Source organism: Luteimonas sp. S4-F44 (assembly GCF_022637415.1).
Lineage (GTDB): Bacteria > Pseudomonadota > Gammaproteobacteria > Xanthomonadales > Xanthomonadaceae > Luteimonas.
In genome coordinates, this window is the sequence record NZ_CP093340.1 from 2,059,699 (window position 1) to 2,075,455 (window position 15,757).

The 15,757-nt window shown below is 67.9% G+C and carries 15 protein-coding genes; 3 read left to right on the top strand and 12 right to left on the bottom strand.

Annotated features, from left to right (window positions below; translation table 11 throughout):
* Nucleotides 1–428 precede the first annotated feature (428 nt).
* Nucleotides 429–1,787, top strand: a complete 1,359-nt coding sequence (locus tag MNO14_RS09440) for a glycoside hydrolase family 16 protein (RefSeq protein WP_241943508.1) — start codon at nt 429–431, stop codon at nt 1,785–1,787.
* Between the two features lie 42 nt (nt 1,788–1,829).
* On the opposite strand, the gene MNO14_RS09445 is transcribed toward MNO14_RS09440, so the two are convergent.
* Nucleotides 1,830–2,789 carry a glutaminase gene (locus MNO14_RS09445; RefSeq protein ID WP_241943509.1) on the bottom strand — a complete coding sequence of 320 codons (960 nt, stop codon included), beginning with the start codon at nt 2,787–2,789 and terminating at the stop codon, nt 1,830–1,832.
* Nucleotides 2,790–2,923: 134 nt separating this feature from the next.
* On the opposite strand from MNO14_RS09445, the gene MNO14_RS09450 reads away from it, so the two are divergent.
* Entirely contained in the window at nt 2,924–3,880 is a 957-nt protein-coding gene (locus MNO14_RS09450; RefSeq protein ID WP_241943510.1) for a glutathione S-transferase family protein, read from the top strand.
* Nucleotides 3,881–3,899: 19 nt separating this feature from the next.
* On the opposite strand, the gene MNO14_RS09455 is transcribed toward MNO14_RS09450, so the two are convergent.
* The 11 genes from MNO14_RS09455 to MNO14_RS09505 form a co-directional block, all read right to left on the bottom strand.
* Nucleotides 3,900–4,622, bottom strand: coding sequence for a sulfite exporter TauE/SafE family protein (locus MNO14_RS09455; RefSeq protein ID WP_241943511.1), 723 nt, complete (start codon nt 4,620–4,622; stop codon nt 3,900–3,902).
* Nucleotides 4,612–4,839 carry a cbb3-type cytochrome oxidase assembly protein CcoS gene (gene ccoS, locus MNO14_RS09460; protein WP_241943512.1) on the bottom strand — a complete coding sequence of 76 codons (228 nt, stop codon included), beginning with the start codon at nt 4,837–4,839 and terminating at the stop codon, nt 4,612–4,614. The genes MNO14_RS09455 and ccoS overlap by 11 nt, the downstream gene beginning before the upstream one ends.
* On the bottom strand, nt 4,836–7,232 hold the full coding sequence (locus MNO14_RS09465; RefSeq protein WP_241943513.1) for a heavy metal translocating P-type ATPase: 2,397 nt from the start codon (nt 7,230–7,232) through the stop codon (nt 4,836–4,838). The genes ccoS and MNO14_RS09465 overlap by 4 nt, the downstream gene beginning before the upstream one ends.
* A gap of 7 nt (nt 7,233–7,239) precedes the next feature.
* Nucleotides 7,240–7,737, bottom strand: a complete 498-nt coding sequence (locus MNO14_RS09470) for a FixH family protein (RefSeq protein ID WP_241943514.1) — start codon at nt 7,735–7,737, stop codon at nt 7,240–7,242.
* Nucleotides 7,737–9,281: a 4Fe-4S dicluster domain-containing protein gene (locus MNO14_RS09475; RefSeq protein ID WP_241943515.1), complete on the bottom strand. Its 1,545-nt coding sequence runs from the start codon at nt 9,279–9,281 to the stop codon at nt 7,737–7,739. The genes MNO14_RS09470 and MNO14_RS09475 overlap by 1 nt, the downstream gene beginning before the upstream one ends.
* A 193-nt stretch (nt 9,282–9,474) precedes the next feature.
* Nucleotides 9,475–9,771 carry a hypothetical protein gene (locus tag MNO14_RS09480; RefSeq protein WP_241943516.1) on the bottom strand — a complete coding sequence of 99 codons (297 nt, stop codon included), beginning with the start codon at nt 9,769–9,771 and terminating at the stop codon, nt 9,475–9,477.
* Complete coding sequence (gene ccoP / locus MNO14_RS09485) at nt 9,768–10,709, bottom strand: cytochrome-c oxidase, cbb3-type subunit III (protein ID WP_241943517.1); 942 nt, start codon at nt 10,707–10,709, stop codon at nt 9,768–9,770. The genes MNO14_RS09480 and ccoP overlap by 4 nt, the downstream gene beginning before the upstream one ends.
* Nucleotides 10,706–10,846 (bottom strand): CcoQ/FixQ family Cbb3-type cytochrome c oxidase assembly chaperone, encoded by a 141-nt coding sequence (locus MNO14_RS09490; RefSeq protein ID WP_241943518.1) that lies wholly within the window; start codon nt 10,844–10,846, stop codon nt 10,706–10,708. Before MNO14_RS09490 ends, ccoP begins: the two co-directional genes overlap by 4 nt.
* The gene (ccoO, locus tag MNO14_RS09495) at nt 10,843–11,478 is read right to left on the bottom strand and encodes a cytochrome-c oxidase, cbb3-type subunit II (RefSeq protein ID WP_241943519.1); all 636 of its coding nucleotides are present in this window, start codon (nt 11,476–11,478) and stop codon (nt 10,843–10,845) included. Before ccoO ends, MNO14_RS09490 begins: the two co-directional genes overlap by 4 nt.
* Nucleotides 11,475–12,953, bottom strand: a complete 1,479-nt coding sequence (ccoN, locus tag MNO14_RS09500) for a cytochrome-c oxidase, cbb3-type subunit I (RefSeq protein WP_241943520.1) — start codon at nt 12,951–12,953, stop codon at nt 11,475–11,477. Before ccoN ends, ccoO begins: the two co-directional genes overlap by 4 nt.
* A gap of 79 nt (nt 12,954–13,032) precedes the next feature.
* On the bottom strand, nt 13,033–13,221 hold the full coding sequence (locus MNO14_RS09505; RefSeq protein ID WP_241943521.1) for a hypothetical protein: 189 nt from the start codon (nt 13,219–13,221) through the stop codon (nt 13,033–13,035).
* Nucleotides 13,222–13,318: 97 nt separating this feature from the next.
* On the opposite strand from MNO14_RS09505, the gene MNO14_RS09510 reads away from it, so the two are divergent.
* Entirely contained in the window at nt 13,319–15,652 is a 2,334-nt protein-coding gene (locus MNO14_RS09510) for a prolyl oligopeptidase family serine peptidase (protein ID WP_241943522.1), read from the top strand.
* Nucleotides 15,653–15,757: the final 105 nt, after the last annotated feature.

Here is a 15,757-nt window from a genome sequence, read left to right on the forward strand (position 1 = left end):
GGACGGTGTCGTAGGCAAGGCGGTCTCCTGCGCCGGCCGCGGGTCGCGCGGCGTACTGCCGCCAGCGCATCCGGCGAGCAATCCGCAACACAGCACCAGCAAGCGAATCGGCATGGGGGGCAACGGGTGGAAAGTCGGATCGCCCAGCTTAGCCGGCTGCGTGCCGGACGTGCAGCGCAACGCGCGCCTGCGTGCGCAGCGGCCTGCCCTTGAAGCCGTGCGCACCGGCGCATCTGCGTGCTGCCGCGCAACATGCTCGCTCCATGCACGCTGGCGATTTCACCCGACGCAGACGCCAATCCGTGATCCCGTTCGCGGAACGCGACATCCCGGGTCCAAGGTGGCTGACAGCGCTGTCAAGCACACGCAGGCTCGGAGCCGGCCGTCCCCACCGCGCCGCTTCCCCTTTCGAAAGCAAGGAGTCCGTCATGGATCGCGTACGCCTGTTCGCCCTGCCGCTCGTCGCCTGCCTGGGCGCGGCCGCTACATTCGCCCCCGCCGCGCATGCCCAGACCCCCGTCTGGCAGGAGAACTTCGACGGCCCGTCGATCGACGGCAACACCTGGACCTACGACGTGGGCACGGGGTGCCAGATCGGCCTGTGTGGCTGGGGCAATGCCGAGATGCAGTACTACACCAGCCGCCCGGAGAACGCGCGCATCGAGAATGGCCGCCTGATCATCGAGGCACGCCGCGAAAACTTCGATGGCAGCCCGTTCACGTCCGCGCGACTGAAGACCGAGGGCCGTGTGCAGTTCAAGTACGGCACGCTCGAGGCGCGGATCAAGATCCCAGAGGCCGGCAACGGCGTGTGGCCGGCCTACTGGATGCTCGGTGCGGTCGGTGTGTGGCCGGCACGCGGCGAGATCGACATGATGGAGGCCGGCTCGGCGCAGGCCATCGCCGATGGCGTGGTCAATCGCCGGATCGGCGCGGCGGTGCACTGGGACTACAACGGCTCGTACGCCTCACACGCCACGGTCTACAACAGCCCGGTCGCGCTGCATGACGACTTCCATATCTACAAGCTGACCTGGGACCCGAACTTCATCCGCGTCTCGATCGACGGCCAGCAGTACTTCGAGTTCGACATCTCCGATGTCGAGGGGCCGCAGGTGCACGAGTTCCACGCCCCGCACTTCCTGCTGCTCAATATCGCCGTCGGCGGCACCTACACCGGCGTGCACACGCCGCAGGACGTCACCGCGCCGCTGCCCGGCCGCATGGAAGTCGACTGGATCCGGCTCTATCAGGACCATCCCGACAGCGAGCTGTACCTGGGCAGCAACAACGCCGCCCCCGCCGGCCAGTTCGGCGTGTACACCGAGCGCAGCGGCCTGGCCGGCGCTTTGGACTTCGGCAGCAACACCGACCTGTTTCTGTGGAACAACCTCACCCCGATCGCCGCCGCGCCGTACGAGGGCAGCGAGCTGATGGCCTTCCGCGCCAATCCCGGCAACTGGTTCGGGCTGGGCATCATCACCGACGTGCGCAACATGGGCGCCTACGCTGGCGGTAGTCTGAAGTTCCGCATGCGCACCGCCAGCCAGGCACCGTTCCGCGTCGGCATCAACACCTCGTTCGGCGACAGCTGGATTCCCTTCGCACCGGGCGGCCAGCAGTACGGCCTGGTCCGCGACGGCGCCTGGCACGAAGTCAGCATTCCGTTCTCCGCGTTCCACGATCTCGACCTGCACGCGGTCAAGCAGTTCTTCATGCTCGCCGGCGATGCGCCCGGCCAGCCGGTCGACCTGTTCATCGATGACGTCTACTATCAGAGCCCGTGATCGCAGCCGCGCGCACCGTCCACGGGCGGTGCGCGCGATGCCCTAGAACACCGACAGCCCGGTCATCCGCGTGAAGCGGTGCAGCGCATAGGCGCCGAGCAGCGAATTGCCCTTGTCGTCGAGCGGCGGCGACCACACGCACAGGCTGAGCACGTTGGGCACCACCGCGACGATGCCGCCGCCCACGCCGCTCTTGGCCGGCAGGCCGACGTGGAAGGCGAACTCGCCCGCAGCGTCGTAGGTGCCGCAGGTCATCATCACCGCATTGATCCGCGTGCTGCGCTCGATGCTGGTCACGCGTGTGCCTGTGCCCGGGCACACCCCACGACCGGCCAGGTAGCGCACGCTGCGCGCCAGATCCACGCAGTTCATGCGCAGCGCGCACTGGAAGAAGTACAGGTCGAGCACGGCGTCGACCTCGTTCTCGATGTTGCCGAAGCTGCGGATGAAGTTCGCGAGTGCGATGTTGCGATAACCGCTGCGCCGCTCCGAGGTCCAGATCTCCTCGTCGCGGCCGACCTCGGCATTGCCCGAGCGCTCGCGCATGAAGGCCAGCAGCGCGGCTTCCGGATCGTCGTAGTGCGACAGCAGCACATCGGCCACGACCAAGGCGCCGGCATTGATGAACGGATTACGCGGGATGCCGCACTCGTGTTCGAGCTGCACCAGCGAGTTGAACGGATCGCCCGACGGCTCGCGTCCGACCCGCTTCCACAATGCATCGCCGGCCGCGTCGAGGGCGAGCGTGAGCGTATGCACCTTGGAGATGCTCTGGATCGAGAACGGAACCTGGGCATCGCCGACGCTGTAGACGTCGCCGTCGAGCGTGGCGATCGCCATGCCGAAGCGCTCGCGCGGCACCGAGGCCAAGGCCGGAATGTAATCGGCAACCTTGCCCTCGCGCGCATCGAAACGCGCGCGCACCTCATCTTCGATCGTCGCCAGGATGCCGGGGAGGTCGTGACGCGAGAGGTCGTGCGGGTTCTGCGGCGGGCTGTGCATCGGCAGGCTCGTGGTGATGACGGACGGGCAGTCTGCGCATGGAGGCGTCAAGCGCGGGTCGCAGTGATTCAGCCACGCGCGCTTGATGCCGCAGCCGGCACACTGCAGGCCTCACCGCTTGGAGACGCCGCACGATGGGCATGCTGATCGAAGGCCGCTGGCATCGCGACGACGACGGACTGGTCGATGACGACGGACGCCTGGCCCGGCCGCAGACGCAGTTCCGCAACTGGATCACCGCCGATGGCCGCGCCGGCCCCACCGGCGAGGACGGGTTCGCCGCGCAGCCCGGCCGCTATCACCTCTACGTGGCACGCGCCTGCCCCTGGGCGCACCGCACAACCCTGTTCCGCGAGCTCAAGGGCCTGCAGGACAGCATCGGGCTGTCGGTCACCCACTGGCTGATGGCCGACGACGGCTGGACCTTCGCGCCGGGGCCAGGCGTCGTGCCCGACCAGGTCAACGGCGCGGACACGGTGTGGCAGCTCTACACCGCCGCCGATCCGCGCTACACCGGTCGGGTCAGCGTGCCGGTGCTGTGGGACACCCAGCGCGCCACCATCGTCAGCAACGAATCGGCCGACATCATCCGCATGTTCAACAGTGCCTTCGACGATGTCGGCGCGGCCGAAGGCGATTACTACCCGCCCGATCTGCGCGAGGAGATCGACACGGTCAATGCGCGCATCTACGACGGGCTCAACAACGGCGTCTACAAGGCGGGCTTCGCGACCCGCCAGGCGGCCTATGACGAGGCCGTCGAGGCGGTGTTCGCGACGCTCGACTGGCTGGAGCTGCGGCTGTCGGGCGAACAGTTCCTGTGCGGCCAGCAGCTGACCGAGGCCGACTGGCGGCTGTTCACCACGCTGCTGCGCTTCGACGCGGTCTACCACGGTCACTTCAAATGCAACCTGCGGCGGCTGATCGACTATCCCGCCCTGCTCGCCTACACCCAGCGGCTGTACCGCCACCCGGCGGTCGCGCCGACCGTCGACTTCGACCACATCAAACGGCATTACTACCAGAGCCACCGGCAGATCAATCCGACCGGCATCGTGCCCGCCGGACCGGTGCCGCCATTCGGGCGCTGACGCGGCCGACGTGTCGCGGCTACAGCGGCGGCGGCACGCAGCCGATCGCCGACAACGGCCCATGCAAAGCCGGCACCTGCATCAGCCACGGGCCGGCCAGCGTCAACAGGCCGGCCGCCAGTACCAGCGACGCCACCAGCGCGCGCAGCCGTGGGCGCTGCAACCAACGGCCCACGCGCTGGCCCGACCAGGTCAGCGGCAGCATCACCGGCAACGTGCCCAGGCCGAAGGCGGCCATCGTCAGCGCGCCGCCCGGCACACTGGCCTGCATCCAGGCCACCGTGAGCAGGCTCAGGCTGAGCCCGCAGGGCAACCAGCCCCACAACATTCCCAACGCGATCCGGCGCGGCGCCGTCTCGGCCGGCAACAGGCGTCGCTGCAGCGGCTGCAACCAGGCCCACAGGCGTGCTCCCGGCCGGCGCAGCAGGTCGAAGCCGCCGCGTCCGAACAGCCGCAGCGCCACCAGCACCAGCGCCGCGCCCAGCAACATGCGCAGCCCGAAGCCGATCCACGGGTTGCCGAACACGCCGACCAGCCCGTGGCCGAAGCCACCGACGATCGCACCGGCCAGCACATAGCCGCCCACGCGGCCCAGGTTGACCTGCAACGCATGCGGCCAGCCGCCGGCCGGCGATGCGGCCGAGAACCCGGTCGCGATGCCGCCGCACATCGCCGCGCAGTGCAGACCGCCGAGCAGGCCGCTGGTCAGCGCGGCCAGCACTACCAGCCAGTCAATCGGCACGCGGCCGGTCCTGCGGCGGTGCCGCCGGCGGCGCCTGCGTGGACCGCGCGCCCAGCAGGTGCCCGGCCTCGTCGCGGCCGTCGTCGTCGACCAGGATGTCGAGCGCCGGGGTATCCATGTCGTCGAACTGGCCGCGCCTGACCGCCCAGACGAAGGCGGCGATCGCGATGCCGAGCAGGACCAGGCTGATCGGCACCAGCAGCAGCAGACTTCTCATCTCGGTTCTCCGGTCGCCGGCACCCGCGTCAGGCGCAGCGCATTGGCGGTGACGAGCAGCGACGACAATGCCATGCCCAGCGCCGCCAGCCACGGCGTCACCAGTCCGGCCGCCGCCACCGGAATCGCCAGCAGGTTGTAGACCAGTGCCCAGCCCAGATTCTGCCGGATCACCCGCCTGGCGCGCCGCGCGACCGCGATCGTCGCCGGAATCCGCCGCAGGGTCGGCCCGGTGGTGACCAGATCGGCGGCGCGCTGGGCCAAGGACGCGCCCTCGCCCATCGCGATCGACACATCGGCGCCAGCCAGCACAGGCGCATCGTTGAGGCCGTCGCCGATCATCGCCACGGTGCGGCCCTCGGCCTGCAGCGCCCGCACCCGCGCCAGTTTGTCCTCGGGGGTCTGGCGCGCATGCGCATCTTCAATGCCCAGTCGCGTGCCCAGCGCCGTGACCGGCGCCTGCGCATCGCCGCTGGCCAGATGCAGCACCAGCCCCAGTTCGCGCAGGCCCTGCAGTGCGGCCGCCGCGTCCTCGCGCACGTGCTCGCGCAGCGTGAACCGGGCCATCGCGCGGCGGCCGTCGCCGAGCCACAGCGCGCCATCGTCCGCGCGTCCGGCGGCGAACGCCGCCTGGCCCAGCCGCCAGCGCACGCCTTCGACCGTGCCCTCCACGCCCTGCCCCGGCACCACCGCCATCGCGTCGGCGGTGGCGTCGGCCGCGACATGCGCGAAGGCCTGCGCGATCGGATGATTGGCGTCGCGTTCGAGCGCGGCCGCGATCCGCAGTGCCTGCGCCGGATCGAAGCCGTCGAGGCCGGTGACGTCGTCCAGTTCGGGGCGCGTGTCGGTCAATGTGCCGGTCTTGTCGAAGACCATATCGGTCGCGCTGGCGAGCGTTTCCAGCGCATCAGCCCGGGTCGCAAGCACCCCGAGCCGGGCCAGCGCGCCGTGCGCGGTGGCCAGCGCCGTGGGCACCGCCAGCGACAGCGCACAGGGGCAGCTGACCACCAGCAGCGCCAGCGTCACTTCGAACGCGCGCGCGGGGTCGTGGATGCGCCAGCCCACATACACCGCCAGCGCGGTCAGCAGCAGGCCGGCGACGAAGCGACTGCCGACGCCGTCGGCCAGACGCGCCAGGCGCGGCCGATGCGATTGCGCCTGTTCGACCAGCCGCGTCAGTTGCGAGAGCCGCGTGTCGACGCCGGTGCAGGTCACGCGGACCCGCACCGGCCACTCGCGGCAGACCGTGCCGGCGTACAGCGCTTCACCGGCGATGCGGCGCACCGGCGCCGACTCGCCGGTCAGCAGCGATTCCTCGAACACCGCCTCGCCATCAAGCAACACGCCGTCGGCGGGCAGGACATCGCCGGCCGCGACACAAACGATGTCGCCGGCGACGAGTTCGGCGGCCGGCACCGACTCGCGCATGCCGTCGGCGCGCTCGCGCACCGCCAGTGACGGCCGCGCGCGCGCCAGTGCATCGACCTGGGCGGTGGCGACGTTGCGCGCGCGTTGCTCGAGCATCCGCGCGGCCAGCAACAGGAATACGAACATCACCGCCGCGTCGTACCAGACGTGGGTGCCGCCGCGGATCGTCTCCCACAGGCTGGCCAGGTAGGCCAACAGGGTCGAGGTCGCGATCAGCGTGTCCATGCCGACGTGGCGCTGGCGCAGTTCGCGCGCCATGCCCGCCAGGAACGGCCAGCCGGCGTAGAACACCACCGGGGTCGACACCAGGAAGGTGATCCAGCGGAAGAAGTCGCGCGTGGCGAGCGGCATCTGCCGGTCGAAATCCAGGTACAACGCCTCGGCGAACATCATCGCCTGCAACGTGCCCAGCCCGGCGATGCCCAGGCGCAACAGCCAGCGCCGACGCTCGCGGACCCGGGCGCGCTCGCGCGCCTCGCCGCCGGCCAGGTACGGGCGATACCCCAGCGCGGCCAGCCGCTGCAGCACCTTCGAGAGCGCGGTCCGTGCCGGGTCCCAGGCGATGCGGATGCGGCCGGTCACCGCATTGGCGGTGACATCGAGCACACCGTCCTCGCGGCGCAGCGCGCTGTCGATCAACCACGCGCACGCGGCGCAGCGCATGCCGTCGGTCAGCAGGGTGAGCGCGCGTCCGCCGGGTACCGGGTTGGCGTGCTCGCGCAGCAGATCCTCGCGATCCCAGATCCCGAAGTCGATCGCCTCGTTGCCGACCGGTGCGGGCATCGCACTGCGCAGGCGGTAGTAATCGCCGAGATCGGCGTGACGGATCCACTGCGCCGCGGCCGCGCAGCCGTCGCAACAGAACGTCTGCGTGGCGCTATCGATCGGCGCCTGCACGGCATGCGCGGTCAGCGGTTCGCCGCAATGGAAGCAGCCCGCGGACGCGGGATGCGCAGTGGCGTTCACGTCTGCATCAGGGCTGCAGCGACGGCGCCAGACGGGCGGCGTGCTGCTGCTTGGGCAGGCGGCCTTGCAGGCGCCAGCTGCCATCCATGGGTGCCAGCTGCACGATCCAGTCGTGGCCATCGTCGATCGGCGTGGTCGAGCGCCAACCGGTCTGCGTCGGTACCAGTTCGAGCGTCAGGTCGTCCTCGGACTGGGTCGGATGCTGCAGCAGCAGCCGCAAGGTCGCCTCGCGCGGGAACTCGCCTGTTGCCGGGATCGCCTCGACCATCGTCTCGTCGATCCGCACGATCGCGCTCAGCCCCAATTGCCGCGCCTTCGCATCCGCGCCCAGATCGGTGGTCTGGATCTGCGACACACGGCGGACCTCGTCATTGACGACATCGTCGCCGCCGGTGCGGGCGGCGACGATCAACAGCCCCACGCCGGCGACGATGGAGGCCAGCGGCAGGCCGATGACCAGCCACATCACCGGGATCCGCCACAGCGGGCGCTTGTTGTCATTCATCACATCGGTCCAAAGAAACTGCTGTCGACTGTCTTGCGCGTGCCGTCGTCGTCCTCGACGACGAATCGCACCTCGTGGCGACCCCGCACACCCTCAGGTGCCACCAGCACCAGCGGGAACGAAACCACCTCTTCCGCACGCGCCGGCACGGCCTGGGCATTGTCGCGCAGTTCAATGCCCGGCGTCGGGGATTCGACCAGGATGCGGAACTCGCGCGCCGCGTCGGACTTGTTGACCAGCTTGAGCGTGTAGGCGTTCTCAGTACTGCCGTCGCCGGCTTCGCGGTAGAGCGCGTTGCGGTCGCGCAGCACTTCCACGATCAGATCGCTGCGGGTGCTTACACCGACCGCCCAGGCCACGCACAGCGCCACCAGCAGCGCGCCGTAGACGACGATGCGCGGGCGCAGCACCTTGGTGGCCTTGCCGTCGATCGCGTTCTGCGTGGAGTAGCGGATCAGACCACGCGGATAGCCCATCTTGTCCATGACGCCGTCACAGGCGTCGATGCAGGCGCCGCAGGCGATGCACTCGTACTGCAGGCCGTTGCGGATATCGATGCCGGTCGGACAGACCTGCACACAGATCGTGCAATCGATGCAGTCGCCCAGCGCCTCGGCAGCGAACTTGGGCAACGGTTCGATCGCGCCCAGATCGCCGTCCCAGGTGATGGTGCCGCGCGCCTGCGCGTTCTGGCTGGCGGCCGACGGGTGACGAACGGCGCGGAACACGTAATCGTAGGCGACCAGCTTGTCGAGCAGGCCACGGCCGCGCTCAAGCACACTGCCCAGGCCACGCTTGCGCGGACCGCGCGGTTCGCCGCGCATCGGGTCGTAGGCGATGATGAGGGTATTGCGGTCGAACATCGCGCTCTGGAAGCGCGCATAGGGGCACATGTACTTGCAGACCTGCTCACGCAGGAAACCGGCATTGCCCCAGGTGGCCAAGGCGTAGAACAGCACCCAGAACGTTTCCCAGCCGCCCCACGACAGCGTCGTCGCGCGCGCGCCCAGTTCGGTGATCGGGGTGAAGAAGCCGACGAAGGTGAACCCCGTCCACAGCGCGAACACCGCCCAGATCAGGTGCTTGCCGCCCTTGCGCATCACCTTCTCACCGGTCCAGGGACCGGCGTCGAGCTTCAGGCGCTTGGAGCGGTCGCCTTCGGTCCAGCGCTCCATCCACAGGAACACCTCGGTCCACACCGTCTGCGGACATGCATAGCCGCAGAACAGGCGCCCGGCGAGCGCGGTAAAGAAGAACAGCGCCAGCGCCGCGATGATCAGCAGCAGCGCCAGAAACAGGAAGTCCTGCGGCCAGAAGGTCAGGCCGAAGACATGGAACTTGCGTGCCGGCAGATCGAACAGCACCGCCTGGCGTCCATCCCAACGCAGCCACGGGAACACGTAGAACATGCCCAGCAACCAGAACACCGCGGTCACCCGCAACCGGTTGAGCCGGCCCGACACGTCGCGCGGGTAGACCTTGCGCTCGCTCTGATAGACAGAACCGCCGTCGTCGACGACTTCGAGCGGGATCGCGCCCGTCACGTCGCAGCTCCCGGATGCAGGACGATGGACGAGGAGAACTTGGGCTGGATGCGATTCATCTGGCTACCGATGGAGGTGCGACCGACGTGCGCGTTCGGTATGAGCGCTATTGTCCGCCTGGTTCAGGGCGTCGGAATGCGACCCGGTGTCGCAGCGCGGACAACGCCGCGCTACGCCGATGGCGGCCGCCGGCTCAGTCCGGCGACAACGGTCGGTTGAAGCGGCTCGCAGGCCGCAGAAGGATCCAAGTGAACAGGCTGGAAGCCGCAGTCGCCAGCCAGAACATGAAGAACCCGAGGGTGTATCCCAACTCACGCGACAGCGGCAGATCGGGGAAGGTCATGTCGCGAAGCGCGAGGGGATCGACGAGGGCGAAGAACACCATGGTGCACACGCCCGCCGCGAAGAAGCTCGGCCACAGAATCGCGCCCACCCGCTGCGCCAGCGGACGTGGCGGGTGGTCGAAGCGCGGTTCCGTAAAGTCCGTCATTGGCGTGCCGTGGTGTCCGCTGCCGGCTGATTGGACAACGACCAGACATAGGCCGCAACCAGGCGCGAGCGGGTCTCGCCCAGCAGGTCGCGGTGCGCGGGCATGACCCCGTGCCGCCCTTCGTTGATCGTCTGGCGGATGCTCTCGAGCGTGTTCGGATACAGGGTGTTGCGCGCCGTGAGGTTCGGGGCGCCCAACGCCTGGTTGCCCTTGCCGTCGACGCCATGGCAGGCCACGCACAGGCCCTGGAAGTGCTGCTCGCCGCGCGCCGCCATGTAGTCTGTGCTCAGCGTCTGCTCCAGATCCGGCGAACGCAGCGCCCGCACGTAGGCGGCCGTCTGGGTCACCGCGACATCGCCGCCGATCCCGGCCAGCACCGACCCCAGCGGCGGCATGATGCCCTGGCGGCCATCGAGTACCGTTTCCAGGATGCGCTCCGGCTCACCGCCCCAGTTCCAGACATCATCGGTCAGGTTCGGATAACCGGATGCGCCTTGCGCAGTCGAGCCGTGGCAGGCCGCACAGGTGTTGGCGAAGATCGAACGGCCCAGTTCCATCGCCCGCGGGTCGCCGGCCAACTGTGGCAGGGGCTTGCCGGCGAATGCACCGAAGGTCTCCTCGAGCTGTGCATCACGACGGGCCTTGTCGGCATCGTGCTCGCGCGCCGAGGTCCAGCCGCTGGTGCCTGCGAAATTGCCCAGGCCCGGATACCAGATCAGGTAGCCGATCGCGAACACCACCGTCAGGTAGAACAGGTTGATCCACCACTTGGGCAACGGCTTGTTGTACTCGGTGATGTCGCCGTCCCAGACATGGCTGGTGTCATCGGGCTTCGGGTCGCCGGGGCGGCGCCGCGACGTCCAGATCAGCAGCCAGACGCAGCCGACGATGTTCAGCGCCACGATGGCGATGACATACCACGACCAAGCGTTGCTCATGCCCCCTGCTCCTCGTCATCGTCCAGCGGCAGTTGCGCGGCTGCCTCGAATTCGGTTTTGCGCTTCGGGCTCCACGCCCAGACCCAGCCGCTGATGAAGCACAGCAGCAGGATCGCGGTGACGATTCCGGAAATCATTGGCTGTCCCCTCCCTTGGGAGCGTGGCGGCCGAGGCCCTGCAAGTAGGCGACCACGGCATCGAGTTCGGTCTTGCCCGACACGTCCTCGGCGGCCTGCGCCACCTGCTCGTCGGAGTAGGGATCGCCGAGGCGCTGCAGCGCGCGCATGCGACGGCTGACCTGTTCGCCGTCGAGCGTGGCCTTGGCCAGCCACGAGTACGCCGGCATGTTCGACTCGGGCACCACGTCGCGCGGGTTGTTCAGATGCACCCGGTGCCAGTCGTCGGAGTAGCGGCCACCGACGCGGGCCAGATCCGGCCCGGTCCGCTTGCTGCCCCACTGGAAGGGCCGGTCGTAGACCGACTCACCGGCCAGCGAGTAGTGCCCGTAGCGCTCGGACTCGAAGCGCAGCGTGCGCACCATCTGTGAGTGGCAGTTGTAGCAGCCCTCGCGGACGTAGACGTCGCGTCCGGCCAGCTCCAGCGCCGGGTACGGTTCCACCCCCGGCAGCGGCTCGATCGCCTCGGCCTGGTACATCAGCGGCACGATCTCGGCCAGACCGCCGAACGACACCGCCACCGCGATCAGCACCGCCATCAGGCCGACGTTCTTCTCGACCTTCTCGTGTGCGTTCTTGTTCTCGCCGCTCATGCCTGGCCTCCTGCGGAGACCTGCGCGGCCACCGGTGCGGGGGGGTGGGAGATGTCGGGCGGAAGCACCGGCTGGTCGGCCGTGACGACCTGACTCTGACGGTAGGTCTTCCAGAAGTTGTAGGCCATCAGCAGCATGCCCGACAGGACGACGATGCCGCCCAGCAGACGCACCAGGTAGTACGGATAGGTCGCGTTGAGGCCTTCGACGAAGCTGTAGGTCAGCGTGCCGTCCTCATTGGTGGCGCGCCACATCAGGCCCTGCATGACGCCGGCGATCCACATCGAGGCGATGTAGAGCACCACGCCCACGGTGTGCAGCCAGAAATGCAGGTCGATCCACTTGGTCGAGTACATCTCTTTGAGACCCAGCAGGCGCGGCATCAGCGCGTAGATCGAGCCGATCGAGATCATCGCCACCCAACCCAGCGCACCGGCGTGCACGTGGCCCACGGTCCAGTCGGTGTAGTGCGAGAGCGAGTTGACCGTCTTGATCGACATCATCGGCCCCTCGAACGTGGCGATCATGTAGAACGAGATCGCGACGATCAGGAACTTGAGGATCGGATCGGTCCGCAGCTTGTGCCACACGCCCGAGAGCGTCATCACGCCGTTGATCGCACCGCCCCAGCTGGGGGCCAGCAGGATCAGCGAGAACACCATGCCCAGCGACTGCGCCCAGTCCGGCAGCGCGGTGTACTGCAGATGGTGCGGGCCGGCCCACATGTAGACCGCGATCAGCGCCCAGAAGTGCACGATCGACAGCCGGTAGGAGTAGATCGGGCGGCCGGCCTGCTTGGGCACGTAGTAGTACATCATGCCCAGGAAGCCGGCGGTCAGGAAGAAGCCGACCGCGTTGTGGCCGTACCACCACTGCACCATCGCATCGACCGCGCCGCTGTAGACCGAGTAGGACTTCAGCGGACCGACCGGGATCGCGATGTTGTTGACGATGTGCAGCAGTGCCACGGCGATGATGAACGCCGCGAAGAACCAGTTCGCCACATAGATGTGCTTGACCCGGCGCTTGGCGATCGTGCCCAGGTAGAGCACCGCGTAGGCGACCCAGACCACGGTGATCAACAGGTCGATCGGCCACTCGAGCTCGGCGTACTCCTTGCCCTGGGTCAGGCCCAGCGGCAGGGTGATCGCCGCGGCGACGATGACCGCCTGCCAGCCCCAGAACACGAAGGCGGCGAGCTTGTCGGACAGCAACCGCACATGGCAGGTGCGCTGCACCACGTGCAGACTGGTCGCGAACAGCGCGCAGCCGCCGAACGCGAAGATCACCGCGTTGGTGTGCAGCGGGCGCAGACGGCCGTAGCTCAGCCACGGAATCTCGAAATTCAGCGCAGGCGCGTAGAGCTGGGCGGCGATGATCACCCCCACCAGCATGCCCACGATGCCCCAGACCACGGTCATCACCGCGAACTGGCGGACTACTTTGTCGTTATAGGTTTCAGTGATGGCGTGCATTCGCCGCCCCCTTTCTTGGATAGAGGAATGTTAGGCGCCCGTGATGCCGCTCCACCTTGATCTGAATCAAGGTGCCCCCTTAGGCAATGTGCCGTTCCACCATGCCGCGCTGACCGGCGAACATGAACGCGTCCAAATAGAGCGTCGATCTTTCGTTTGCCGGCGCTGCCCGCGCCGCCGGGCTGCGACCGATCAGCGCACCTGCCCAGAAACCGAGGATCTGGAGAGGGCCCTGCCGCTGATGGGTCCCGGCGGCGTCTCGGAACATGGGCACTGCCGACGCTGTTCAGCACACAATGGGCTTCTACCCGGGCGGCGTATGCCGGCTGGCCATGCCAATGCCGAGAATAGGGAGGTTCAATCGCATGAGGTCCTTCACCGCGCGGATTGCGCTTGCGCTACTGATTCCGCTTCCGGCCTTCTCCGCGGCGCCCCAGGCCCCCTCGGTCGCCGACAACTACGTCAGGGCCGCCCAGGTGCTCGATGCAACCTTGGCAGGCGCCGTCCGCAACGGCTCGGTCACCGCGCACTGGATCGAGGGCTCCCGCCGCTTCTGGTACCGCCGGGATGCGCAGGGCGGGATCGAGTACCGCATCGTCGATCCTGAAGCGCGCACATCCGAGCCTGCCTTCGATACCCGCAATCTGGATGCCGCCATGGCTGCATCGAACGGAGCACCGGTGCGCTACACCGTCGTGGACATCGCGCCGGCTGGGGACCGGGTGCAGGCCGAACTCGACGATGGCCGCCTGGCTGAGTGTTGGCTGCTCGATTTGCCGCGATGCACGCTTCGGGATGCGTTGCCGATCAACGAGCTGCCCTCGCCCTCCGGCGAGCGTACGCTTTACATCGCCGGACACGATCTGATGCTTCGCGAGGCCACCGGTGCGCGCAGGCTGACGCAGGACGGTGTCGCCCATTACGCATACGGCAAACTGCCGGATGCGTCGCAACGCGCGCTTGCGACACCGGCGCCCGTACCAGTGGGCGTCGCCTGGACGCCTGACGGCGCTCGCGTGTTCGGGATTCGTCTCGACGAGCGCCCTGTCACGCCTTACCCCTTCCTCGAATCGGTTCCCCGCGACGGCAGCGTCCGTCCCAAGCTCCACACGCTGCGCCTTGCGCTGCTCGGCGAAGCCCCACCCGCACAGGAGGTCTTCGTCATCGACGTGGCCACCGGGCAAAAGCGCGTCATCGATCTCGGCGAGGGATGGCGTCTACACGATGCGGATCTGGGATGGTCCCGCGATGCCCGCAGAACCTGGCGCATCGCGCATACCGCGGGATGGAAATCGATGGCACTGGTGGAGATCGACCTCGTCTCGGCACGCGTCCGGCGCATCATCGAGGAAACCGCCCCACGGACCAGCCTGCTACCGCACAGCATGCCCTTCATGCCGCCGAACGTCCGGATTCTCGAAGACAGTGGCGAAGCGATCTGGTTCTCCGAACGCGATGGTTGGGGGCACCTGCACCTTTACGATCTGGGCACCGGACGCCACAAACGGGCATTGACGCACGGCGACTGGGCCGTGCGCGACCTGATTGAGGTCGATCATCGTCATCGTGTGGCGTTCGTAACCGGCACCGGCCGCGAGCCTGGCCGCGATCCCTACCTCCGCCACCTCTACCGCGTCCCGCTGGACGGCGGCGAGCCCGTGCTGCTGACACCGGAAGATGCCGAACACGACATCCCCACGCCTAGCGCCACGCTGCTGCCTCCGAGTCCTGGAAGACGCGCCTTCTCGGCGGACTTCTCGGTGTTCATCGACAGTTGGTCCACGGTCGACACTCCGCCAGTCACGGTCCTGCGCAGGGCCGACGATGGCGAGATCATCATGCCTCTTGAGGTCGCCGACACTGAGGCCGTCCAGGCCGCCGGTTGGCGCGCACCTCGGCGTGTCTCCGCCCTCGCCGCGGACGGCGTGACCGAACTGTATGCCACAGTGTGGCTACCGCCGGGCTTCTCGCCGGAAAGTCGCTATCCGGTCATCCATGCCACGTACGGCGGCCCCTGGACGCTGAACGCGCCGCGCAGCTATCAAGAAGCCGTCTCGACATTCAACCCGGTATCGCGCGCGAGCCTGGCAGAGTTGGGCTTCATCGTGGTGACCATCGATGCGCGCGGCACGCGGGGGCGCTCACGCGCCTTCACCGACGTGGGCTACGGCGACTTCATCGGGCCCGCGATCGAGGACCATGTGGCGGTCATCCGTCAACTTGCTGAACAGTTTGGCGGCTTCGATCTCGACAGAGTGGGCGTCTACGGTCACTCGTTTGGTGGCTACGTGGCGGCGCGTTCGCTCCTGACCCGCCCCGATTTCTTCAAGGTCGCCGCGGCATCCGCCGGTCCGCATAACTACCAAGGTCTTTATGGCATGGAGCACCTGCTGGGGCTGGCAACGGACGGGACAGCGGCCGATCACTATCAGCATCTGGATAACGCCCACCTGGCGCACAGGCTGCGTGGGCGTCTTTTGCTGGCCTACGGGGATCTGGACGAGAGCGCCTATCCGGCCCTGACGCTTCAACTGGCGGCCGCACTGATCCAAGAGAACAAGCGGTTCGACCTGCTCTATCTGCCCAACCGGACCCACGACTTCTTCCGCACGGACACCTACTACACCCGGCGGCTCTGGGATCACTTCGTGGAACACCTGCAAGGCATAGAGCCCCCGTCGGATGTCGACCTGAATTGAGCCAGCCAAAACCGGGGTCAGAGTGCACTTCTCGGTGATCGAGAAATGCACTCTGACCCCGGTTCTGGGACCCGGTTTTGGGTGGGGCGGTACACTGGGGGCTCC

Coding starts and splice junctions, on each gene's coding strand:
- MNO14_RS09440 (WP_241943508.1), top strand. CDS start 429: ATGGATCGCGTACGCCTGTTCGCCCTGCCGCTCGTCGCCTGCCTGGGC.
- MNO14_RS09445 (WP_241943509.1), bottom strand. CDS start 2,789: ATGCACAGCCCGCCGCAGAACCCGCACGACCTCTCGCGTCACGACCTC.
- MNO14_RS09450 (WP_241943510.1), top strand. CDS start 2,924: ATGGGCATGCTGATCGAAGGCCGCTGGCATCGCGACGACGACGGACTG.
- ccoS (WP_241943512.1), bottom strand. CDS start 4,839: ATGAGAAGTCTGCTGCTGCTGGTGCCGATCAGCCTGGTCCTGCTCGGC.
- MNO14_RS09470 (WP_241943514.1), bottom strand. CDS start 7,737: ATGAATGACAACAAGCGCCCGCTGTGGCGGATCCCGGTGATGTGGCTG.
- MNO14_RS09480 (WP_241943516.1), bottom strand. CDS start 9,771: ATGACGGACTTTACGGAACCGCGCTTCGACCACCCGCCACGTCCGCTG.
- ccoP (WP_241943517.1), bottom strand. CDS start 10,709: ATGAGCAACGCTTGGTCGTGGTATGTCATCGCCATCGTGGCGCTGAAC.
- MNO14_RS09490 (WP_241943518.1), bottom strand. CDS start 10,846: ATGATTTCCGGAATCGTCACCGCGATCCTGCTGCTGTGCTTCATCAGC.
- ccoO (WP_241943519.1), bottom strand. CDS start 11,478: ATGAGCGGCGAGAACAAGAACGCACACGAGAAGGTCGAGAAGAACGTC.
- ccoN (WP_241943520.1), bottom strand. CDS start 12,953: ATGCACGCCATCACTGAAACCTATAACGACAAAGTAGTCCGCCAGTTC.
- MNO14_RS09505 (WP_241943521.1), bottom strand. CDS start 13,221: ATGTTCCGAGACGCCGCCGGGACCCATCAGCGGCAGGGCCCTCTCCAG.
- MNO14_RS09510 (WP_241943522.1), top strand. CDS start 13,319: ATGAGGTCCTTCACCGCGCGGATTGCGCTTGCGCTACTGATTCCGCTT.